Source organism: Streptomyces sp. DH-12 (assembly GCF_002899455.1).
GTDB lineage: Bacteria > Actinomycetota > Actinomycetes > Streptomycetales > Streptomycetaceae > Streptomyces.
This window is the reverse complement of record NZ_PPFB01000001.1, coordinates 3,673,942-3,695,297: the sequence shown is the minus strand read 5'-3', so window position 1 is coordinate 3,695,297 and position 21,356 is coordinate 3,673,942. Positions and strand designations below refer to the sequence as shown.

Here is a 21,356-nt window from a genome sequence, read left to right as displayed (position 1 = left end):
CGCGTGCCCGCACTTGTGCTGCTCGGTGCTCAGTGGGGTGACGAAGGCAAGGGAAAGGCGACGGACCTGCTCGGTGGCTCCGTCGACTATGTGGTGCGCTACCAGGGCGGCAACAACGCCGGCCACACGGTGGTCGTGGGCGACCAGAAGTACGCCCTGCACCTGCTGCCTTCCGGGATCCTGTCCCCCGGCTGCACGCCGGTCATCGGCAACGGCGTCGTCGTCGACCCGTCGGTCCTGCTCTCCGAGCTGAGCGGTCTGAACGAGCGCGGCGTCGACACGTCCAAGCTCCTGATCAGCGGTAACGCGCACATCATCACGCCGTACAACGTGACGGTGGACAAGGTGACCGAGCGCTTCCTCGGCAAGCGCAAGATCGGGACCACCGGCCGCGGCATCGGCCCGACCTACGCCGACAAGATCAACCGCGTCGGCATCCGGGTGCAGGACCTCTACGACGAGTCGATCCTCACCCAGAAGGTCGAGGCGGCCCTCGACGTCAAGAACCAGGTGCTCACCAAGCTCTACAACCGGCGCGCGATCGCCGTGGAGCAGGTGGTCGAGGAGCTGCTGGGCTACGCGGAGAAGCTGGCGCCGTACGTCGCCGACACCGTGCTGGTGCTGAACGAGGCGCTGGAGCAGGACAAGGTGGTCCTCTTCGAGGGCGGTCAGGGCACCCTGCTCGACATCGACCACGGCACGTACCCCTTCGTCACCTCGTCCAACCCGACCGCGGGCGGCGCCTGCACGGGCGCGGGCGTCGGCCCGACGAAGATCAGCCGGGTCATCGGCATCCTGAAGGCGTACACCACCCGCGTCGGCGCGGGCCCGTTCCCGACGGAGCTGTTCGACGAGGACGGCGAGGCGCTGCGCCGCATCGGCGGCGAGCGGGGCGTCACCACCGGCCGTGACCGCCGCTGCGGCTGGTTCGACGCGGTGATCGCCCGCTACGCGACCCGGGTGAACGGCCTGACCGACTTCTTCCTCACCAAGCTCGACGTCCTCACCGGCTGGGAGCAGATCCCGGTCTGCGTGGCGTACGAGATCGACGGCAGGCGCGTCGAGGAGCTGCCGTACTCGCAGACGGACTTCCACCACGCGAAGCCGGTCTACGAGATGCTGCCGGGCTGGAGCGAGGACATCAGCAAGGCGAAGTCCTTCTCCGACCTGCCGAAGAACGCCCAGGCGTACGTGAAGGCCCTGGAGGAGATGTCCGGCGCCCCGATCTCCGCGATCGGCGTGGGCCCGGGCCGCGACGAGACGATCGAGATCAACTCGTTCCTCTGAGCCGCCCCCGAGGCGTCTTCGAGTCGCCTCCGGGTCCGCTCCGCCGGCCGCCGGTGTCCCCGACGGGGGCGCCGGCGGCCGGCGCGTCTCCGGGCTCAGCTGAAGACGATCATCGAGCCCTGCGCCAGGCTCCGGGTCGCCGCCGCGTGCAGGCCCAGCCACACGTGGCGTTCGCGGGCGAACGGGCTCGGGTCGTAGGGGGCGGGCAGGGCCGGCTCCTCCAGTTCGGTGGGGGCCCGCGGCGGCTCGGGCGCGGCCGGCGGGTTCGCCGGGTCGATGCCGATGGCCGGGGCGACCAGCTCCAGTTCGCGCAGCAGCGCGTGCGAGGAGCCCAAGGGGCCGCCCCCGGCGAGGAGTTCGTCGCTGGACAGCGGGCTCGGGAAGTCGACGGGTACGTACGCGCCCGCGTGGTCGTAGTGCCACACCAGGTGCGACCGCTGGGCCGTCGCCTCGAACATCTCCAGCAACTGCTCGTAGTCGCCGCCCAGTTCGTCGACCGGGGTGACCGGGAGGCCGCACACCTGGAGCAGGTACACGCGCCGCAGGAAGTGCAGGGCGTCGTAGTCGAACCCGGCGACCGGGGCGACGTCGCCGGTCAGTCCCGGCATGTACGGGTACACCGGCACCGGCGGCAGCCCCGCGTCGGCGAGCACCGTGTCGTACTGCGCGAGTTCCTCGGCGAAGGGGTTGTCGGGCGTGTGGCACAACACGTCGACGAGCGGTACCAGCCACAGGTCACAGGCCAAAAGAGGGCTCCTCGCATCGCGGGGTCGTCGGGCGGGACGTCCGGTTCGTGAAGAAGGTTCAGGACGTGGGTCAGGGAAGCGTATCGGCGTCCCGTGCGGGCGGACCCTCCGCTGCGGGCCGTCGTACAGGTCCCTTACCCGTCCCGCCGGACGTCAGGCCCTCGACGAGGGACAGGGAGTACGCGGTGTACCCGTCGAGGATGTCACGCACGGCGTCGGTGTCGCCCCGCGTCAGGGCGTCCACCAGCTCGGTGTGCTGTGCCCAGAGCCGGCCCCGCGGATCGGGCAGCCGCCGCAGGTGCTGCACCACGCACACCCACATCTGCACCCGCAGCCGGTGCAGGAAGTCGGTGAGGTACGGGTTGCCGAACGCGGACGCCAGTTCCCGCCAGAACCGCAGGTCGTAGCCGATCAGCACGGTGACCTCACCGGCCAGGGCCGCGCGCCGGGCCTCCTCGCCGCGCCGGCGCACCCCGGCGAGGTGCGCGGCCAGCCGGGGCTCCTCGGGCCGCAGGTGCGGCGGGCCGCCGTGGGTCAGCGCGTGGAACATCCCGTCGGTGACCAGGCGGCGCGCCTCGATCATGCCGCGGAAGTCGTCGGCGGTGTACTCGTGCACCCGGAAGCCCCGGTGCTGGTCGGCGTCGAGCAGGCCCTGCGCCGACAGGTCGACCAGCGCCTCCCGCACCGGCGTCGCCGACACCCCGTACTGCTCGGCGATCTCCTTGACCGTGAACGCCTGCCCCGGCTGGAGCCGCCCGGCCAGCACCTCGTCACGGAGCGCGTCGACGATCTGCTGCCGCAGGGTGCTGCGGGTCACGGCGACGTCGCCGCTGAGGCGGGGCATGGTCGGGGCGTCTCCCTCATCGCGTTCGAGTGGCGTGCCCGCGAGAAATCACGGGCACGCCACCTTACGCGGTGCGGCGAGGGCTTACGCGGTGCGGCGAGAGCGCCTGCTGTTCGAACGGGCGCGGGCGGACACCCGCCGCGCGCCCGTCCGGGACCGGTGACGCCGGCCCCGCCCGCCGGTCACCGCACGTGTTCGTCGGCCACCGACAGGGCCGCGTCCAGGGCCGCCAGGCCCTCCTTCAGCTCGGCCTGGCCGGTGTTGAGCGGCGGCACCACGTGGGTGCGGTTCATGTTCACGAAGGGCCAGAGGCCGGCCTTCTTCGCGGCGGCGGCGAAGGCGGCCATCGGGGCGTTCGCCTCTCCGGACGCGTTGTACGGCACCAGCGGCTCCCGGGTCTCGCGGTCGCGCACCAGCTCCACCGCCCAGAACATGCCGGTGCCGCGCACCTCGCCCACGCTCGGGTGGCGTTCGGCCAGCTCCCGCAGGCCGGGGCCGACGACGGACGCGCCGAGGGCGGCCGCGTTCTCGACGATGCCCTCCTCCTCCATCACGTTGATCGTCGCGACGGCGGCGGCGCAGGCCAGCGGGTGCCCGGAGTAGGTCAGGCCGCCCGGGTAGGGGCGGGTGGCGAAGGTGGCGGCGATCTCCGCGGAGAGGGCGACACCGCCCAGCGGGACGTAGCCGGAGTTGACGCCCTTGGCGAAGGTCATCAGGTCCGGGACGACGTCGTACAGGTCGGCCGCGAACCACGTGCCGGTCCGGCCGAACCCGGCCATCACCTCGTCCAGCACCATGACGATGCCGTACGTGTCGCACAGTTCGCGGACCCCGGCGAGGTAGCCGGGCGGGGGCGGCATGATGCCGGCGGTGCCCGGGATGGTCTCCAGGACGATCGCGGCGATCGTCGAGGGCCCCTCGAAGGCGATCGTCGTCTCCAGGTGCTCCAGCGCCCGCGCGCACTCCTGCTCCTCGGTCTCGGCGTAGAAGCGCGAGCGGTACAGGAACGGCGCCCAGAAGTGCACGACCCCGGCGGTGGCGCTGTCGGAGGCCCAGCGGCGCGGGTCGCCGGTGACGTTCACGGCCTGCTGGGTGCCGCCGTGGTACGAGCGGTAGGCGGAGAGGACCTTGGGGCGGCCGGTGTGCAGCCGGGCCATGCGCAGGGCGTGCTCGACGGCGTCGGCGCCGCCGTTGGTGAAGAAGATCTTGTCCAGGTCGCCCGGGGTGCGCTCGGCGATCAGCCGGGCCGCCTCCGAGCGCGCCTCGACGGCGAACGCGGGCGCGAACGTCGTCATCCGCGCCGCCTGCTCCTGGATCGCGGCGACGACCTTGGGGTGCTGGTAACCGATGTTGGTGTAGACGAGGCCGCTGGTGAAGTCCAGGTAGCGGCGGCCGTCGTAGTCCCAGAAGTACGACCCCTCCGCCCCGGCGACGGCGAGCGGGTCGATGAGCTCCTGCGCGGACCAGGAGTGGAACACATGCGCACGGTCGGCGGCCTTGACGGCCGCCCCGGCCTCGGGGTCGGGCTGAGGGGTCATGCGCCCGAGGGTAGGCGGGGGCGGCGTGGAGCGACATGGGCGGCCTGTCTGCGGTCCAGGACTTTCCGCGACAGGTTGTCGACGAGGGGGCGCGGTGCACATTTGACAGCATGCTGTTATAGTGACAGGCTGCTGTCAAAGTTCGGCAGAGGAACCGACCCCCAGGGAGCGGTCATGACCCGCAAGCCCGTGCATCTCGCCCTCTACGACACCTGGGCCGACTGGGAGACCGGTCACGCCACCGCGCACCTCGCCCTCGCGGGCTTCGAAGTCCGCACCGCCACCCGCGGCGGCCGGCCCGTCACCAGCATGGGCGGCCTCCGCGCCCAGCCCGACCTCGCACTGGAGGACCTGCGCCCCGAGGACAGCGCGCTGCTGATCCTCCCCGGCGCCACCGCCTGGGACGAGGGTGACGACCTCGCCCCCGCCGCCCGCGCCGCCCGTGCCTTCCTCGACGCCGGCGTGCCGGTCGCCGCGATCTGCGGCGCCACCGCCGGGCTCGCCCGCGAGGGCCTGCTCGACGACCGCGCGCACACCAGCGCCGCCGCCCCCTACCTCGCGGCGACCGGATACGCGGGCGCCGGCCGGTACGTCGACGCCGACGCCGTCACCGACGGCCTCCTCGTCACCGCGGGACCGACCGAACCGGTCGCCTTCGCCCGCGAGATCCTCACGCTGCTCGGCGCCTATGACGACAAGGCGACCGACGCCTGGTACCGGCTGTTCCACGACTCCGACCCGGGCGCCTTCGCGGAGTGGACGGAGGCGGTGAGCCGGTGAGCCGGGACGAACAGGACCTGCTCAGCCGGGGCGCGCTCGGCGCCTTCCGGCTCAACGGCCAGTTCCTCGCGGTCGCCGAGGAACTGGCCCGCCCCGCCGGACTCACCGCCGCCCGGTGGCAGGTGCTGGGCGCGGTGCTCCGCGGCCCGCTGCCGGTGTCCGGGATCGCCCGCGCCATGGGCATCACCCGGCAGAGCGTGCAGCGCGTCGCCGACCTGCTGGTGGAGCGGGGCCTCGCCGAGTACCGGCCCAACCCCGCCCACCGGCGGGCCAAACTCCTCGCCCCGACCGAGGCGGGACACGCGGCCGTCCGCCGCATCGACCCCGGCCACGCGGCCTTCGCCGCCCGGCTCGCCGAGGCGTACCGCGAGGCGCACGGGGAGGAGGGACTCGCCGAGGCGGTGCGGGCGCTGGAACGCCTGTCCACGGTGCTCGACGGCCTGGGCCCGCCTGTTACGGAACCGTAGACGTCGCCCGACCCGCCGGGGACCGACCCGCCACTATCCTCGATCCGTTGCTCACTGCGGGGGGAAGGCGGCGCAGCGATGGACAAGCTCGGGACCGGGGATCCGCAGGTCATCGGGGGCTACCGGCTGCTCGCACGGCTGGGCGGCGGCGGCATGGGCCAGGTCTACCTCGCCCGCTCCGACCGCGGACGCACCGTCGCCGTGAAGCTGGTCCGCGAGGAGCTGGCCCGGGAGGAGGAGTTCCGCGCCCGCTTCCGCCAGGAGGTGCGGGCCGCCCGGCAGGTCGGCGGCGACTGGACCGCGCCGGTGCTGGACGCCGACACCGAGGCGGCCGTGCCGTGGGTGGCCACCGGGTACGTCGCCGGGCCGAGCCTCCAGCAGGTGGTGGGCCACGACCACGGGGCGCTGCCCGAGCGGTCGGTGCGCATCCTCGCCGCCGGCCTCGCGCACGCCCTGAAGGACATCCACGCGGCCGGGATCGTCCACCGCGACCTCAAGCCGTCCAACGTGCTCGTCACCATCGACGGGCCGCGCGTCATCGACTTCGGCATCGCCCGGGCGCTGGAGACGGTGACCGACGGCGGGCTCACCCGCACCGGGGCGCTCGTCGGCTCGCCCGGCTTCATGGCGCCCGAGCAGGTGCGCGGCGACCGCATCACGCCCGCCTGCGACGTGTTCTGCCTCGGCTCGGTGCTCGCCTACGCCGCGACCGGCACGCTGCCGTTCGGCACCGCCAACAGCGGGGTGCACGCGCTGATGTTCCGCATCGCGCAGGAGGAGCCCGACCTGACGCAGGTGCCGGAGGAGCTCGCGGACCTGGTGCGGGCGTGCCTGCGCAAGGACCCGGCCGCGCGGCCCGCGCTCGACGAGGTGCTGGCCCGGACGGGCGCGGAGGACACCGTCGCCGACGGCCGGTCCCGTGACCCGTGGCTGCCCGGCGCGCTGGTCGCCCAGCTGGGCCGCCACGCGGTCCGGCTCCTCGACGCGGAGGACCCGGAGGCGCCGGGAGCGTCGGGAGGGGGTCCTTCGGGCACCGCTCCCGCACCCCCTGAGCACGCGCGCGCCGCGGACGACGGGGCCGCGCCGTCCCCGGACGCGCCCGCACCGACCCCGCCGGGGCAGCCCGGCGTGAACCACCTGCCGACGGTCGTGGTCGGCCACGGCGGCGCCCCCGCCCCGCCGCCCGGACCGGCGCCGGGCGGCGGCGCGTACGGCGGGGGCGCCTACGGTCACCCCCAGCAGCACCCGCAGCCGCCCGGGTACGGCCACCCGTACGGCGGCCAGGGCGCGGGCGGCACCCCTCCGTACGGGCCGCCGCCCTTCCCGGGACCGCCGCAGCCGTACGGGCCGCCGCCGCACGAGCCGCGTCGCGACAACCGCTCCACCGCGCTGCTCGTGGTGATCGCGCTGGTCGTGGCGCTCGCCGCGGGCGGCACCGTGTACGCGCTGATGAGCGGCGCGGGAAGCGACGACCGCGCGGGCGGCGGCCCGTCGACGCCCGCCGCGCCGAGCAGCGCGCCGCAGAACACCGGCGACCCGGCCACCGCGGACGACGTGCCCTCGACGGAGGCGGACACGCGCTCGCCGAGCGCCGGCACGTCCGCGGACGGGACGGTCCCCCCGGAGTTCCTGGGCCGTTGGTCCTCCGGCATCGACAACGACAGCGGCTCGCACAGCCGCCGCCTCACCGTGCAGCAGGGCGAGGTCGGCGACACCGTGATGTCCCTGGTGGCCGACGGCCCCACCGGCGACGGCACCTACCACTGCGTCTTCGAGGCACGCCTCACCGGCACCTCCGACGGCCGGCTGCAGATCGGCCCGTCCACCGTCACCGTCGGCGAACCGCGCGGCGCCTGCACACCCGGTTCCGCCAGCGAGATCAGCCTGCTCCCCGACGGCTCCCTGCGCCGCGTCAGCGACGGCACCGGGGAGGAGCTGACGTACACGCGGGACTGAACGGCCGGTCCGCCCCGCCTCCCCCGGAGGGGGCGGGCGAGGGCCACGCCCGGAGCGCGGGGCGCGCGAGGTGACGGGAGACGTGTGGTCCGGGTGGCCCGGGAGGTCGCACGCGCTGTGCACAGCGTGAGGACAGACACGGGTGCGCGCCGCGCACGGCGGTGAGCGCGGGGTGGTGGTGTGCGCCGCGCACGGCGGTGGGGTCGGGTGGGCTGTGTGCGCCGCGCACGGCGTGAGAGTCGGCGCGCGTGCACGCCGCGCGCCCCGGTGGGGGCGGGGCGTGCTCGGTGCATCGTCGGTCGGGAAAGGCCGGGCCCCGGGTCGCCACCGCCCCGGCGGAGAACCTCAGCGCGTCTCCGGCGGCCGCTGCCGGGGCATGTTCGGCCGGGCCCCGTTCGGCGGGGACGGGAAACGGCCGGGCGGGAGGGCGGCCTCCGGGCGGCCCGCACCGCCCAGCGCCGTCCGCACCCCCAGCGGAGCGCCCCCGCCGCGGAACTCCATCATCCAGTCCGCCGTCTCCACCCGGACCAGCTCCGTCACGTCCTCCGTGAAGCGCCGCAGCACCGTCAGGCACCGCTCCGCCGCCTCACCGGCCGTGCCCTCGGCCGGCCCCAGCACCTCGCGCACGCACTCCGACGCCCAGTCGAACTGGAACGCCTGCAGCCGCCGGTGCACCGCCTGCGCCGTCGCCACGTCCCGCATCCAGCCGGACGTCATCCCGAAGAACCGGTCGCCCGCCACGCACGCCACGGCGAGCAGCAGCGCGAGATACCCCCAGGGCGTGACGCCGTCCGCCGCCCCGGCCAGATCGAGCAGCGGCAGCGCGGCCCCGGTCAGCGCGCCCAGCGCCGTGCCGGTCCGCAGCGCCCACGCGCAGCGCCGCTTCCACATCCGGTCCTCGAGGTACCACGCGGCGGTGTCCAGCGCCCCGCGCTCCACCCACCGGTACAGCTCGTCCAGCCGCGCGGCCGGTTCGCCCCAGTCCCCGAGCGGGAACGCCCGCCCGGCGGGGCCGCCCGGCCGCAGCCCCGCCGCGCCCTCGCCCCGCCCGTCGTGAGGCCGACCCTCGGGCTGCATCTCCGGCTGACCCACCCGGTATCTCCCCTCCTGAACCGACCTGACCGGCTCCGCGCGCACGCACCGTGCGCAGCCGGCCGGTCACGCGTGGTGCTCGCGCGCCGGGCCCTTCCTACCGCCCAACGGGTGGGCGCGTCGGAGGTTCGCGCGCTTTTACGCCCATTGGGGGGCCGTGATCAGGTATAGGGCCCCGGAGGGGACTCACCCGAAAGAGTGCCGGGGCGACGGCTGCCTCGAGCACGTAGGCTCGTGCCGAGCGGTGCGACCGTCGCACCGGACCGACGTACCGACCTAGGAGCCGAATCGTGATCCCCGGTGGTGGCCAGCCCAACATGCAGCAGCTGCTCCAGCAGGCCCAGAAGATGCAGCAGGACCTGGCCCGGGCCCAGGAGGAACTGGCGCGCACGGAGGTCGAGGGCCAGGCGGGCGGCGGTCTGGTGAAGGCCACCGTCACCGGCTCCGGCGAACTGCGGGCGCTGAAGATCGACCCGAAGGCGGTGGACCCGGAGGACACCGAGACCCTCGCGGACCTGGTCGTCGCGGCGGTCCAGGCGGCGAACGAGAACGCGCAGACGCTCCAGCAGCAGAAGCTCGGCCCGCTGGCCCAGGGCCTCGGCGGGGGCGGCATCCCCGGCCTGCCCTTCTGAGCGAGGCCGCCGGCCCGGGTCTCCGGGGCCCCCGGGCCTCCCGGAGCGCGGGGCTTCTAAGCGGGGCCGCGGGCCTCTACCGTACGTAGTGAAGGAACACCAGGAAGGACGGCAGTCCGTTGTACGAAGGCGTGGTCCAGGACCTCATCGACGAGCTGGGGCGGCTGCCCGGCGTCGGTCCCAAGAGCGCGCAGCGGATCGCCTTCCATATCCTGCAGGCGGAACCGACGGACGTACGGCGTCTGGCGCAGGCGCTGATGGAGGTCAAGGCGAAGGTCCGCTTCTGCGCGGTCTGCGGGAACGTGGCGCAGGAGGAGCGGTGCGGCATCTGCCGCGACAGCAGGCGCGACCCCGCGGTCATCTGCGTCGTGGAGGAGCCGAAGGACGTCGTCGCGATCGAGCGCACGCGTGAGTTCCGCGGCCGCTACCACGTGCTGGGCGGCGCGATCAGCCCGATCGACGGGGTGGGCCCCGACGACCTGCGCATACGGGAACTCCTGGCCCGGCTGGCGGACGGCACGGTCACCGAGCTGATCCTCGCCACGGACCCCAATCTCGAAGGCGAGGCCACAGCCACGTACCTCGCCCGCATGATCAAGCCCATGGGCCTGAGGGTCACCCGCCTGGCCAGCGGCCTCCCGGTGGGCGGTGACCTGGAATACGCGGACGAGGTCACGCTCGGCCGCGCCTTCGAGGGGAGACGACTCCTAGATGTCTGACGCCACGCTGCACGCGACCGACCAGAACCCGGACGACTTCGCGGTCCAGATCGCCGATCAGATCGAGAGCTTCCTGGTCGCCGTCACGGAGGTCGCGAAGGGCGACGAGCCGGACTCGGCGGTGCCCTTCCTCCTCCTGGAGGTCTCCCAGCTGCTCCTCGCGGGCGGCCGTCTGGGCGCCCACGAGGACATCGTCCCCGAGGAGCGCTACGAGCCGGACATGGGCCCCGAGCCGGACGTGGACGAGCTGCGCGAGAACCTGGCGCGGCTGCTCGACCCGATCGACGTCTACTCCGAGGTCTTCGACCCGTACGAGCCGCGCAAGGCCCCGGTGCCGGCGCGCATCTCCGACGACCTCACCGACGTCATCACGGACCTGCGCCACGGCATGGCCCACTACAAGGCGGGCCGCACGTCGGAGGCGCTGTGGTGGTGGCAGTTCTCCTACTTCTCCAACTGGGGCTCCACGGCGTCGGCGACCCTGCGCGCCCTGCAGTCGGTCGTCGCCCACGTCCGCCTGAACCAGCCCCTGGCCGAACTCGACGGCCTGGACACCGACCAGGGCCTGCGCGACGAGACCCTCGAGGCCGAGGCCGGCAAGGTCATGGCCGAGGAGATCGCCACCCCGCTGGGCATGCGCCCGGTCATGTGATGAGAAAAGCGTGAGCGAAGAGCGGGCGACCGTCCATCGGACGCTCGGACGAGCGCTCAGTGGACGGAACCAGCCGGTGTGTTCACGCTTTGCGGAGAGTGTGTCCCCGCCGGCGTCCGCCGCGTGAGCGACAGCGGGTGCGTGGGCGACGCGGGCAGGGACGCCGGAGTCCCGCGAGGGACGCCGGGGTCCCGCGAGCGGACCGCGCGTACGGCGGCCGAAACCCACGTGGGGACACCGCCGCCTGTGTGAGATGTGAGGTCCGTGCCGCCCGGGAGGGCCGCACACCCGGCGCCTCGAAGCTCCCGCCGACTGAAAAGGACCGCCTCCCGTGTGACGCGGGGCACTTTTCCGAGTGGTGGGCGCCGGTCTGGGCAGGAGCCCCCCGCGAGCGTCCGAAGTCTCACCATGCGATATCTCGAGGGGCGGATTTTCGGACGCCGATAGACTGAGCCGACCGCAGCGGACACACATGTGTGCGGACTGTGGACAACGACGGACTGAGCGAGGAGCGCACGTGGGCCTTGTCGTGCAGAAGTACGGAGGCTCCTCCGTAGCCGATGCCGAAGGCATCAAGCGCGTCGCCAAGCGGATCGTGGAAGCCAAGAAGAACGGCCACCAGGTGGTCGCCGTGGTTTCCGCGATGGGCGACACGACGGACGAGCTGATCGATCTCGCCGAGCAGGTTTCCCCGATCCCTGCCGGCCGCGAGCTCGACATGCTGCTGACCGCCGGAGAGCGGATCTCCATGGCCTTGCTGGCCATGGCGATCAAGAACCTGGGCCACAACGCCCAGAGCTTCACCGGCAGCCAGGCAGGTGTCATCACCGACTCGGTCCACAACAAAGCCCGCATCATCGATGTCACGCCGGGCCGCATCCAGGCCTCGGTGGACGAGGGCAACATCGCCATCGTCGCCGGGTTCCAGGGCGTCAGCCAGGACACCAAGGACATCACCACGCTCGGCCGCGGCGGCTCCGACACCACCGCCGTCGCCCTCGCCGCGGCGCTCGACGCCGAGGTGTGCGAGATCTACACGGACGTCGACGGTGTGTTCACCGCCGACCCGCGCGTGGTGACGAAGGCCAGGAAGATCGACTGGATCTCGTTCGAGGACATGCTCGAACTGGCCGCCTCCGGTTCCAAGGTGCTGCTCCACCGCTGTGTGGAGTACGCCCGCCGGTACAACATCCCGATCCACGTCCGTTCGTCCTTCAGCGGACTGCAGGGCACGTGGGTCAGCAGCGAGCCGATCGAGCAAGGGGACAAGCAGGTGGAGCAGGCTCTCATCTCCGGTGTCGCACACGACACCTCCGAGGCCAAGGTCACGGTCGTCGGCGTGCCCGACAAGCCCGGCGAGGCCGCGTCGATCTTCCGCACCATCGCGGACGCCGAGATCAACATCGACATGGTCGTGCAGAACGTGTCCGCCGCGTCCACCGGCCTGACGGACATCTCCTTCACCCTGCCCAAGTCCGAGGGCCGCAAGGCCATCGACGCCCTGGAGAAGAACAAGGGCGCCATCGGCTTCGACTCCCTGCGCTACGACGACCAGATCGGCAAGATCTCCCTGGTCGGCGCGGGCATGAAGACCAACCCCGGTGTCACCGCCGACTTCTTCACCGCGCTCAGCGACGCCGGCGTGAACATCGAGCTGATCTCGACCTCCGAGATCCGTATCTCGGTCGTCACCCGCAAGGACGACGTGCCGGAGGCCGTGCGCGCCGTGCACACCGCCTTCGGTCTCGACTCCGACAGCGACGAGGCCGTGGTCTACGGAGGCACCGGCCGCTGATGACCGGGACCGCAGGACCCGGACGTTCCGGGCGGCCGACGCTCGCGGTCGTGGGAGCGACCGGGGCCGTCGGCACGGTCATGCTCCAGATCCTGTCCCAGCGCGCGGACGTCTGGGGCGAGATCAGGCTCATCGCCTCCCCGCGCTCAGCCGGCCGCAAGCTGGCCGTGCGCGGGGAGGAGGTCGAGGTGGTGGCGCTCACCGAGGAGGCCTTCGACGGGGTCGACGTCGCCATGTTCGACGTGCCCGACGAGGTCGCCGCCGTGTGGGCGCCCGTCGCCGCCGCGCGCGGCGCGGTCGTCGTCGACAACTCCGGCGCCTTCCGCATGGACCCGGACGTGCCACTGGTCGTCCCCGAGGTCAACCCGCACGCGGTACGCAGCCGCCCGCGCGGCATCGTCGCCAACCCGAACTGCACCACCCTGTCGATGATCGTCGCGCTCGGCGCGCTGCACGCCGAGTTCGGCCTGCGTGAGCTGGTCGTCTCGTCGTACCAGGCGGTCAGCGGCGCCGGCCAGGCCGGCGTGCGGACGCTGCGCGAGCAACTGTCCCTGGTGGCCGGTACCGACCTGGGCACCAGCCCGGGCGACGTACGGCGGGCCGTGGGGGACGACACCGGGCCGTTCCCGGAGCCGGTCGCGCTGAACGTCGTGCCGTGGGCCGGTTCGCTGCGCGAGGACGGCTGGTCGTCCGAGGAGATGAAGGTGCGGGACGAGTCCCGCAAGATCCTCGGCCTGCCCGCTCTCCCGGTCGCGGTCACCTGCGTGCGCGTCCCCGTGGTCACCGTGCACTCCCTCACCGTGCACGCCCGTTTCGAGAACGAGGTCACCGTCGGCAAGGCGCGCGAGATCCTCGCCACCGCCCCCGGCGTGGTCCTCTTCGACAACCCGGCCGCGGGCGAGTTCCCCACCCCCGCCGACGTCGTCGGCACCGATCCGACCTGGGTCGGGCGGGTGCGCCGGGCCCTGGACGACCCCACGGCGCTGGAGCTGTTCGTGTGCGGGGACAACCTGCGCAAGGGTGCCGCGCTCAACACCGCGCAGATCGCCGAGCTGATAGCCGCGGAGCACAAGGCCGCCTAGCGTACGGCCGCCTGACGTACGGCCGCCTGGCGCACGGCCGCCTGGCGCACGGCCGCCCGGTGCACAGCGGGCGGCCGGCCGTGCGGTAAAAGGTCTGGATCACAGAGGTTTCATTTGTAGGATCTGTGAGGAACCTGTGGGGCGGGCTTCTCGGTTCGCACCACTTGAACATGCAACTTCCTGGGCCGAGGATTGCGGACGAGGATTCACCTCCCCGCCAGCCGCAACCGAGCGGAGGGCGGGGAGCGTCTTTGCGTTCACCCTTGTCCGGGGTGTGGGGACGCTGCTTCCCAGACGTGGGGACGTCTGGAACCGGGCGTGGGGACGTCCGTTCATATGAAACACAGGGGAAGAGCGGGACGCATGAGGGCATTCGATGTGCTGCCGGTGGTGCTGCCTGACACGGGTGGGCGGTGGACGGCACCGGTCGGCGCAGACGTGACGCCCGGCACGTACAACCCTCACGAGGGGAAGCGTGTCCAACTGGCGTGGCTGAGGTACTCGACTTCACAGCGCCCCGCGGCACGACCTTGCGGCCGCCCCGCGGCACGCTCCGGCCCCGCGTGGCCGGCGCGTCCGGTGGCATGCCGGTGATCGCGCCCATGCCCGCAGCGCGCCCCGCCCGCATTCCCGGTCAGCGCGACGGCGCCGACGAGACGGTGGCGGTCGGCACCACGGTCGACCACCTCACCGAGACCTACCGCGCGCACTACCGCTCGCTGCTGGGACTCGCGGCGCTGCTCCTCGACGACACGGCCTCCTGCGAGGACGTCGTCCAGGAGGCGTTCATCCGCGTCCACTCCGCCCGCAAACGGGTCCGGGACCCGGAGAAGACCCTGGCCTATCTGCGCCAGACGGTCGTCAACCTGTCCCGTTCCGCGCTGCGCCGCCGCATCCTCGGCCTCAAGCTGCTGTCCAAGCCCATGCCCGACATGGCGAGCGCGGAGGAGGGCGCGTACGACCAGCTCGAACGCGACTCCCTCATCAAGGCGATGAAGGGTCTGCAGCGCCGCCAGCGCGAGGTGCTGGTGCTGCGCTACTTCGCCGACATGACGGAGGCTCAGGTCGCCGAGACCCTCGGCATATCGCTCGGCTCGGTCAAGGCGTACGGCTCACGCGGCATCGCCGCGCTGCGGCTGGCCATGGGAGCGCCGGCATGAGCGACGGCCAGGACATGAGGGACCCGCGCCCCGAGGACCGCGAGCCGGAGGGCTCGCGGAGCTCCTCCGGCTCCACGGATGCCGCGGCGGGCCAGGAGTCCGCGGACGGCCGCGCCTCCGGCGCCGGGGAGGACTCCGGCGACGGCGGGCACGAGGACGACCGGCGACCGCCCGGGTCCAAACGGGCCTTGCGCGCGGTGGGGGACGACGACTCGGGCTCCGGTACGGACAACTCCCGTGCGGACGGGGGGGACTCCGCACCGGGACCGGAGGACTCGGACCGTCCGGAGTCCGTACGCGGCCCGGGCCGCGGGGGCGTGCCCGAGGAGGACGGGATCGCGCGGCTGCGCGCGCTCGTGACACCGCACGGACAGGACCCGACACACACGCACGCTGGGAACGGAACTGTGAACGACGGCCGGGACGAACAGAGCCCCGGAGGGCTCGACTCGGACGAGCTGCACCTGCGAACCCTGTTGCACCAGGCCGTCCAGGACGTGGAGCCGAGCGACGGCACCCTGGACTACCTGCGCCGGGCCGTCCCCGCCCGCCGCGCGCGCAAACGCCAGGCCCTCGTCGGCGCGGCGGCCGCCGCGCTCTTCCTCGGCACCGCCGTGCCCGCGCTGGTCCACGTCTCCACCACCTCCGGCTCCGACGCCAACCCGTCCGCCGTCGGACACGCCTCGCAGGCCCAGGGCGGCACCGGCCAGGGCAAGGACCCCGGCAACGGCGAGAGCACCGCCGGCGGCTCCTCCGACGAGGTCGGCGACGACGAGAAGAGCGCCACGAAGGAGGGGGACGAGGCCGGCGCGAGCACCGGTACGAGCACGGGCGCGTCCGAGGGCGCCGGTCCCTCGGCCGGCACCACGGCGGACGCCCCTGCCTGCACCGCCGCCCAGCTCGGTCCCGCGACCGCAACCAGTGCCGCACCTGACTCGGCGGGCGCCGTCTACGGCTCCTTCCGCGTCGCCAACGTCTCCGGCGCGAGCTGCGTCGTCGAGGGCGCGGGCACCGTGAGCGCGACCCCGCAGGGCGCGGCCGACGCGGCGAAGATCGGGACGGCGCGGCATGTCGCGGGGGACGCGGCGGCCGCCCTGCCGGACCCGTCGCTGGAGGCGGCGACCGTGGTCCTCGAGCCGGGCGCCTCGTACGAGGTGCGGTTCGCCTGGGTGCCCTCGGAGACCTGTCCGGTCCCCGGCGACACCGCGGGCGGCGGCTCCGGCGGCCCCTCGGCGGACCCGACGCCGTCCGGCGAGCCGACGAACCCGGACGGCGCGTCCGCGGGCGCGGGCACCGGGACGGCCACGACGACGCAGCTGCTGCGGCAGGACGGCGGGACCGAGGGCAGTGTGGCGGTGACCTACACGGCGGCCACGGGCTCCGGCTCGGCCACCACGACGGTGGCCAACGCCTGCGCCGGGACGGTCTACTGGACGGGGCTGCTCACACCGGTCGCCTGACGCGGGGCGTCGCCACCGTCGCCGTCGTCGGCGCCCTCGGGCGTCCCGCCCTGCGGCTTCCCGCCCTCGTCCGCCGTCCCCATGTCCGTGTCCGTGTCCGGCCCCAGGCCCAGCTCGGCGTCGCGGGCGAGCTCCACCTCGCGGCGCAGCAGCCGGAACCACATGAAGATCACGAAGCCGACGAAGGCGAACCACTCGGCGGTGTAGCCGAGGTTCTGGAACGCCTTCAGGTCCAGGCCGGTGCCGCCGGGCGCGGACGCCGGCACCGCACGCATGCCCGAGTCCCCGCTGTTCAGCGTGACCCAGGCGTCGTACACGTCGTACGGCACGAGGTTGACCAGGGAGGCCGCGCTGATCGCGGCGGTCTGGCCCTCCGGCAGGCCGCTGCGGGCGCTGACGCCGTTGCTGCCCGGGGTCTCGGACGCCTGGAGCGCGCCGGTGACGGTGACCTCGCCGGCGGGCGGCGCGGGAGCCTTCGCCGGGTCGGGCGTGCCGGGCAGCCAGCCGCGTACGACGGGCAGCGCGCGGCCGGTGTCGGTGCGCAGCAGGGTCAGGACGTAGTAGCCGTCCTTGTCGTCCAGCGTGCGGTCGGGGACGAGGAGCTGGGTGTCGTACCGGCCGGTCGCGGTGGCCTGCTTGCCGGACGTGGCCTTGGTCACCGGCAGCAGGTCGTCCAGCGGCCGGGCCTCCTCCTTCTTGGCCTCGGCGACCTGCGCCTCGGCCTCGCGGTGGTTGTCCACCCGGTCCTCGAACCGGCCCAGCTGCCAGGACCCCATGAACACGCAGAAGGGGATCGAGAGCAGCAGGAAGACGTTGATCGCCCACCAGCGGGGGGTCAGCAGAAACCGGTACACGCCCTCAACGGTACGGGTCCGCGGACGGTTCCCCTGCCGCGGGGTCGCCTGCGCCACGGGCCACGGCGGCCTCTCGTGGGCGCCGGGCGGCGGGGCGGCGCTGACTCGGGTCAGCACATCGGGTGAGAGGTCCGGTGGACGTTCCGGGGGAAGTTGTCCACAGGCTGGGGACCTCGGACGCGCGATGGCCGTCCGGACGGGCAGTATGGGGTCATGACTGAGAGCAACGGGTCCGACGCGCCGGACCGGGCGGACCACCAGACCGAGCGAGTGCCGCAGACCGGGGAGATGCCGGACTGGGAGAAGCGCTTCCGCGCACCCCGGGTGTCCCTTCCCGACTGGGCGGAGGACGCCCCCGACCGTTCCCTGTTCGTGTCGAACGCGACGGGGACGTACGAGCTGTACGCCTGGGACCGGGCGACCGGTGAGCAGCGCCAGGTGACGAACCGGTCGAACGGCACGACGGACGGCGTGCTCTCGCCGGACGGCGAGTGGATCTGGTGGTTCGACGACAAGGACGGCGACGAGTTCGGCGTCTGGCGCCGGCAGCGGTTCTCCGGCGGCGAGGACGAGCTGGCGGCCCCGGGACTGGATCCCTCGTACCCGGCGGGCCTGGCGCTGGGCCGCGACGGCCGCACGGCGGTCGTCGGCCGCTCCACCGACGAGGACGGTACGACGATCCACCTGGTGCGCACGGGGGAGGCGCCGGTGGAGCTGTACCGGCACCGCGAGTCGGCGGGCGTCGGCGACCTCTCCTACGACGGTTCGCTGATCGCGGTCGAGCACACGGAGCACGGGGACGCGATGCACTCCGCGCTGCGCGTGATGCGCCCCGACGGCACGACGGTCGCCGAGCTGGACGACACCCGCGGCGGCACCGAGGAACTGGGCCTGGAGGTGCTGGGCTTCGCACCCGTGGCGGGCGACACCCGGCTGCTCATCGGCCACCAGCGGCGCGGACGCTGGGAGCCCCTGGTGTGGGACGTGGCGACGGGCGAGGAGACGGACCTGGAGCTGGACCTGCCCGGCGACGTCAGCGCCGAGTGGTACCCGGACGGCACGGCCCTGCTCATCGCGCACGGCTTCGAGGCCCGCGGCGAGCTGTTCCGCTACGACCTCGCCGGACGCCGGCTGGAGAGGATCCCCACGCCGCGCGGCGCGGTCTCCGGTGCGACGGCCCGCCCCGACGGCAGCGTGGAGTACCTGTGGTCGTCGGCGGCCCAGCCGCCCGCGGTCCGCTCCACCTCGGGCGGTGTGGTCCTGGACCCGCCCGGCATGAAGTCGCCCGGGTCGGTGCCGGTGGAGGACGTGTGGGTGGAGGGCCCGGGCGGCCGTATCCACGCGCTCGTCCAGAAGCCGGCCGGCGCGACGGGCCCGCTGCCGACCGTCTTCGACATCCACGGCGGCCCGACCTGGCACGACAGCGACTCCTTCGCGGCGGGCCCGGCGGCCTGGGTCGACCACGGTTACGCGGTGGTACGTGTCAACTACCGCGGCTCCACCGGATACGGCCGCGCCTGGACGGACGCCCTGAAGCACCGGGTGGGCCTGATCGAGCTGGAGGACATCGCGGCGGTCCGCGAGTGGGCCGTCTCCTCCGGTCTCGCGGACCCCGGGCGGCTGATCCTCACCGGCGGCTCCTGGGGCGGCTACCTGACGCTGCTGGGCCTCGGCACGCAGCCGGACGCGTGGGCGCTGGGCATCGCGGCGGTCCCGGTCGCCGACTACGTCACGGCGTACCACGACGAGATGGAAGCGCTGAAGGCGATGGACCGCACGCTGCTGGGCGGCACGCCCGAGGAGGCCCCCGAGCGCTTCGAGGCGTCGTCCCCGATCACCTACGTCGACCAGGTCAAGGCCCCGGTCTACATCTCGGCGGGGGTGAACGACCCGCGCTGCCCGATCCAGCAGATCGAGAACTACGTCAAGCGCCTGGAGTCCCGCAACGCGGTCCACGAGGTCTACCGCTACGACGCGGGTCACGGCTCCCTGGTGGTCGACGAACGCATCAAGCAGATCCGCCTGGAGCTGGACTTCGCGGCCCGGCACCTGCCGTAACGACGGCGTGCCTCCCGCGCGCCGGGGGAGTCCCGGCACCCCTCGGCGCGCGGCGGCCCCGCGCCCGTGTTTCCGGCTTCGTGTCCGCCGGGGCGGCTTCTGCCCACCCTCGGCACGGGGCGGCCCCGCGCCGTGACGGCATCCCGCGCCGGGGCGGAGCCCCGTGCCGGGACTACCGCGTGCTCCGCGTCCGCCGGCCCAGCAGCTCCGCCAACCCCCGGCGGGTCGCCGCCAGGACCACGCGGTCGCCCGCGCGCAGGACGTAGGTGTCCGGCAGGTCCCACACCAGGCCGGAGCCCGGTGCCCCGTCACCCGCGCCGCCGTCCCGGGCCGCCGTGTCCAGCGCCAGGACGCGCCGGGCGCCCGGCCGGAACACCTCCGCGACCGTGCGTCCCTCCAGCTGCGGATGCCCGTTGACGACGACCGCCGCGAACAGCAGCACCCGCCGCTCCACGGGGATCGCGCCCAGGATCTGCCGCCCCATCATCGCCCCGGCGAAGGCGGGCGCGGCCAGGTGGGACACCGACCGGCTCCGGGTCACGGCGGCCGGGTGCGCGGTGCGCAGCGTCCGGTACACGGCCTTGGCGAAGTCGTCGTCGTACAGCCGCAGCACCGCCCGCAGGTCGGGGCGCACCGAGCGGGCGTAGAGCACGGATTCCAGGTTGGTGGTGTCGACGCTGGTCAGGGCGAGCAGCGCGTCCGCGCGGTGGATCTTCGCCGATTCCAGGACGCCCTCCTGCGTGACGTCCCCGACCACGACCGGTACCCGTAACCTCCGGGCGACGGCCATGCCCCGCGCCTCCGGGTCGGCCTCGACGCACACCACGGGGATGTGCAGTTCGCGCAGCCGGGTCAGCACCCGGGTGCCGATCTTGCCGAGCCCGAGCAGCACCACGTGCCCGCTCAGTCCGCGCGGCGGCTTCCGCAGCGCGGACGCCGTGCGGAAGGTGCCCAGCGCCTCCAGCACCGCGGCCAGCAGCACCGGCAGCAGCAGCAATCCGACCAGACCGGAAAGCAGTTGGAGCACTTGTTGCCCGAGCGGCGCGTCGAGCGCGGGCTCGTTGATGGCGAACAGGTCCAGCAGCGTGACGTAGACGGCGTGCAGCGGGTGGTCGTCGGTGATCAGGATCAGCGCCACCGCGAGTCCGACCACCGCGGCCACCAGACCGGCCAGCGACCACCGCAGCCGCGCCGAGAACAGCGAGGCGAACGGCATCGCCCCGGCCCGCCGGGCCGGCAGCGAGGGGCCGGAGTGCGACACCTGCTCCAGCACCACCGTGCCGCGCCCGGTCGCCGCCGCCACCGCCTCGGCGTCGGGGAGCAGTTGAGGCCCCCGGTCGCCGCTGTCCTCGGATCCCTCGTCGCCCGCCGGGTCGTTGCTGGTCGCGGACAGCAGCGCCAGCGTGCACAGTCCCGGGTCGGCCACCTCGCCGGGCCGTGGCGGGCGGCGCTCCACCGCCCGCAGCAGCAACCCCTCCGCGTCGACGACCTTGCTGGTGCCGACCAGCGCGGTGGCGACCAGCGCGGGCGCGGTGGTGTCGGCGTCGGACAGCACGGTGGTCGAGATGTCGGCGCCGTGGCCCCCGTGGTCCCCGTCCCCGTGCCCCCCGCGGCCCATGGCCGTGCCGCCCGCCAACTCGGCGGCCTGGTCGAGGAGTTCCTCGATGTGCTGGCCGAGGCGCCGGTTGTAGAGCCGCAGGACCAGACGCAGCCGGGGGTTGAGCCGGCGGGCGGTCAGCGCGGCGCGGATGTTGGTCTCGTCGTCGTCGTACACGAGGGCCAGCGCGGCGGCCCGGTCCACGCCCGCGTCGGCGAGCACGGCCTCGGTGGGTTCGGCGGCCTCCATCACCCGTTCGTCCGGGACCAGGGTGTCGTCGGAGCTTCCGGCGCCCCGGTTGACGGCGGTCACCACCCGGCCGAACAGCGCCGCGGAGGCGGCCCGGGCCCGCCCGGCCATCGGCTGGGGCGGGGTGCGCCCGGACGGGGGCACCACGAGAACCACCTGTTCCCGGTACACGGTGCGCAGTTCGGCGGTGAGCCGGTGCGCCAGCCCGTCGTCGCCGCACACCACCATGTGGGCGATCGGATCGCTGGGCGGGGCGGGGTTCGGAAGGAGGCTCACCACAGGGCAGAAGACTGCCCGATCACGGCGCTCGGTTCCAGGGAGCGGCGGGACGGGACGGCCCGTCGTACGGTCCTGGCCACCCGGCAGCGGCGAAGGGGGACGGGGCCAC

Annotated in this window: 18 protein-coding genes; 12 read left to right on the top strand and 6 right to left on the bottom strand. The window is 73.6% G+C overall.

Annotation, left to right across the window (positions count from 1 at the left end; all coding sequences use genetic code 11):
- Nucleotides 1–3: 3 nt before the first annotated feature.
- Nucleotides 4–1,287: an adenylosuccinate synthase gene (locus tag C1708_RS15425; RefSeq protein ID WP_106413221.1), complete on the top strand. Its 1,284-nt coding sequence runs from the start codon at nt 4–6 to the stop codon at nt 1,285–1,287.
- A gap of 95 nt (nt 1,288–1,382) precedes the next feature.
- Here C1708_RS15425 and C1708_RS15420 read toward each other — a convergent pair whose 3' ends face one another.
- The 3 genes from C1708_RS15420 to C1708_RS15410 form a co-directional block, all read right to left on the bottom strand.
- Complete coding sequence (locus C1708_RS15420) at nt 1,383–2,033, bottom strand: putative DNA-mimic protein (RefSeq protein ID WP_106413220.1); 651 nt, start codon at nt 2,031–2,033, stop codon at nt 1,383–1,385.
- Nucleotides 2,034–2,103: 70 nt separating this feature from the next.
- Entirely contained in the window at nt 2,104–2,877 is a 774-nt protein-coding gene (locus C1708_RS15415) for a GntR family transcriptional regulator (RefSeq protein ID WP_106413219.1), read from the bottom strand.
- Nucleotides 2,878–3,059: 182 nt separating this feature from the next.
- Entirely contained in the window at nt 3,060–4,415 is a 1,356-nt protein-coding gene (locus C1708_RS15410; protein ID WP_106413218.1) for an aspartate aminotransferase family protein, read from the bottom strand.
- 174 nt (nt 4,416–4,589) lie between these two features.
- Here C1708_RS15410 and C1708_RS15405 point away from each other — a divergent pair, with 174 nt between their 5' ends.
- From C1708_RS15405 to C1708_RS15395, 3 genes are all read left to right on the top strand, one after another.
- On the top strand, nt 4,590–5,195 hold the full coding sequence (locus C1708_RS15405; protein ID WP_106413217.1) for a DJ-1/PfpI family protein: 606 nt from the start codon (nt 4,590–4,592) through the stop codon (nt 5,193–5,195).
- Nucleotides 5,192–5,662, top strand: coding sequence for a MarR family winged helix-turn-helix transcriptional regulator (locus C1708_RS15400; protein ID WP_106416318.1), 471 nt, complete (start codon nt 5,192–5,194; stop codon nt 5,660–5,662). The genes C1708_RS15405 and C1708_RS15400 overlap by 4 nt, the downstream gene beginning before the upstream one ends.
- A 78-nt stretch (nt 5,663–5,740) precedes the next feature.
- The gene (locus C1708_RS15395) at nt 5,741–7,618 is read left to right on the top strand and encodes a serine/threonine-protein kinase (RefSeq protein WP_106413216.1); all 1,878 of its coding nucleotides are present in this window, start codon (nt 5,741–5,743) and stop codon (nt 7,616–7,618) included.
- Nucleotides 7,619–7,963: 345 nt separating this feature from the next.
- Here C1708_RS15395 and C1708_RS15390 read toward each other — a convergent pair whose 3' ends face one another.
- Nucleotides 7,964–8,710, bottom strand: a complete 747-nt coding sequence (locus C1708_RS15390) for an SLATT domain-containing protein (protein ID WP_106413215.1) — start codon at nt 8,708–8,710, stop codon at nt 7,964–7,966.
- Nucleotides 8,711–9,000: 290 nt separating this feature from the next.
- Between C1708_RS15390 and C1708_RS15385 the strand changes: the two genes are divergently transcribed.
- The 7 genes from C1708_RS15385 (at nt 9,001) to C1708_RS15355 (ending at nt 16,210) form a co-directional block, all read left to right on the top strand.
- Nucleotides 9,001–9,342 carry a YbaB/EbfC family nucleoid-associated protein gene (locus C1708_RS15385; RefSeq protein WP_106413214.1) on the top strand — a complete coding sequence of 114 codons (342 nt, stop codon included), beginning with the start codon at nt 9,001–9,003 and terminating at the stop codon, nt 9,340–9,342.
- A gap of 119 nt (nt 9,343–9,461) precedes the next feature.
- The gene (recR, locus tag C1708_RS15380; RefSeq protein ID WP_106413213.1) at nt 9,462–10,061 is read left to right on the top strand and encodes a recombination mediator RecR; all 600 of its coding nucleotides are present in this window, start codon (nt 9,462–9,464) and stop codon (nt 10,059–10,061) included.
- Nucleotides 10,054–10,713, top strand: coding sequence for a DUF5063 domain-containing protein (locus C1708_RS15375; RefSeq protein WP_106413212.1), 660 nt, complete (start codon nt 10,054–10,056; stop codon nt 10,711–10,713). Before recR ends, C1708_RS15375 begins: the two co-directional genes overlap by 8 nt.
- Before the next feature lie 517 nt (nt 10,714–11,230).
- Nucleotides 11,231–12,508, top strand: coding sequence for an aspartate kinase (locus tag C1708_RS15370; protein WP_106413211.1), 1,278 nt, complete (start codon nt 11,231–11,233; stop codon nt 12,506–12,508).
- On the top strand, nt 12,508–13,590 hold the full coding sequence (locus C1708_RS15365; RefSeq protein WP_106413210.1) for an aspartate-semialdehyde dehydrogenase: 1,083 nt from the start codon (nt 12,508–12,510) through the stop codon (nt 13,588–13,590). The genes C1708_RS15370 and C1708_RS15365 overlap by 1 nt, the downstream gene beginning before the upstream one ends.
- A 488-nt stretch (nt 13,591–14,078) precedes the next feature.
- Complete coding sequence (locus tag C1708_RS15360) at nt 14,079–14,750, top strand: SigE family RNA polymerase sigma factor (RefSeq protein ID WP_198602506.1); 672 nt, start codon at nt 14,079–14,081, stop codon at nt 14,748–14,750.
- The gene (locus C1708_RS15355; protein WP_106413209.1) at nt 14,747–16,210 is read left to right on the top strand and encodes a hypothetical protein; all 1,464 of its coding nucleotides are present in this window, start codon (nt 14,747–14,749) and stop codon (nt 16,208–16,210) included. Before C1708_RS15360 ends, C1708_RS15355 begins: the two co-directional genes overlap by 4 nt.
- Here the strand turns inward: C1708_RS15355 and C1708_RS15350 are convergent.
- A complete protein-coding gene (locus tag C1708_RS15350; RefSeq protein WP_241911259.1) occupies nt 16,177–17,064 on the bottom strand; it encodes an SURF1 family protein in 888 nt (295 codons plus the stop codon). The two genes, C1708_RS15355 and C1708_RS15350, sit on opposite strands and share 34 nt — an antisense overlap.
- Nucleotides 17,065–17,277: 213 nt before the next feature.
- On the opposite strand from C1708_RS15350, the gene C1708_RS15345 reads away from it, so the two are divergent.
- Nucleotides 17,278–19,122 (top strand): S9 family peptidase, encoded by a 1,845-nt coding sequence (locus tag C1708_RS15345; RefSeq protein WP_106413208.1) that lies wholly within the window; start codon nt 17,278–17,280, stop codon nt 19,120–19,122.
- 172 nt (nt 19,123–19,294) lie between these two features.
- On the opposite strand, the gene C1708_RS15340 is transcribed toward C1708_RS15345, so the two are convergent.
- Nucleotides 19,295–21,196 (bottom strand): NAD-binding protein, encoded by a 1,902-nt coding sequence (locus C1708_RS15340; RefSeq protein ID WP_106416316.1) that lies wholly within the window; start codon nt 21,194–21,196, stop codon nt 19,295–19,297.
- Nucleotides 21,197–21,356: the final 160 nt, after the last annotated feature.

Excerpts from the sequence above, each read along its gene's own strand:
- C1708_RS15415 (WP_106413219.1), bottom strand. The coding sequence starts at position 2,877 with ATGCCCCGCCTCAGCGGCGACGTCGCCGTGACCCGCAGCACCCTGCGG.
- C1708_RS15410 (WP_106413218.1), bottom strand. The coding sequence starts at position 4,415 with ATGACCCCTCAGCCCGACCCCGAGGCCGGGGCGGCCGTCAAGGCCGCC.
- C1708_RS15405 (WP_106413217.1), top strand. The coding sequence starts at position 4,590 with ATGACCCGCAAGCCCGTGCATCTCGCCCTCTACGACACCTGGGCCGAC.
- C1708_RS15395 (WP_106413216.1), top strand. The coding sequence starts at position 5,741 with ATGGACAAGCTCGGGACCGGGGATCCGCAGGTCATCGGGGGCTACCGG.
- C1708_RS15375 (WP_106413212.1), top strand. The coding sequence starts at position 10,054 with ATGTCTGACGCCACGCTGCACGCGACCGACCAGAACCCGGACGACTTC.
- C1708_RS15365 (WP_106413210.1), top strand. The coding sequence starts at position 12,508 with ATGACCGGGACCGCAGGACCCGGACGTTCCGGGCGGCCGACGCTCGCG.
- C1708_RS15355 (WP_106413209.1), top strand. The coding sequence starts at position 14,747 with ATGAGCGACGGCCAGGACATGAGGGACCCGCGCCCCGAGGACCGCGAG.
- C1708_RS15345 (WP_106413208.1), top strand. The coding sequence starts at position 17,278 with ATGACTGAGAGCAACGGGTCCGACGCGCCGGACCGGGCGGACCACCAG.
- C1708_RS15340 (WP_106416316.1), bottom strand. The coding sequence starts at position 21,196 with ATGGTGGTGTGCGGCGACGACGGGCTGGCGCACCGGCTCACCGCCGAA.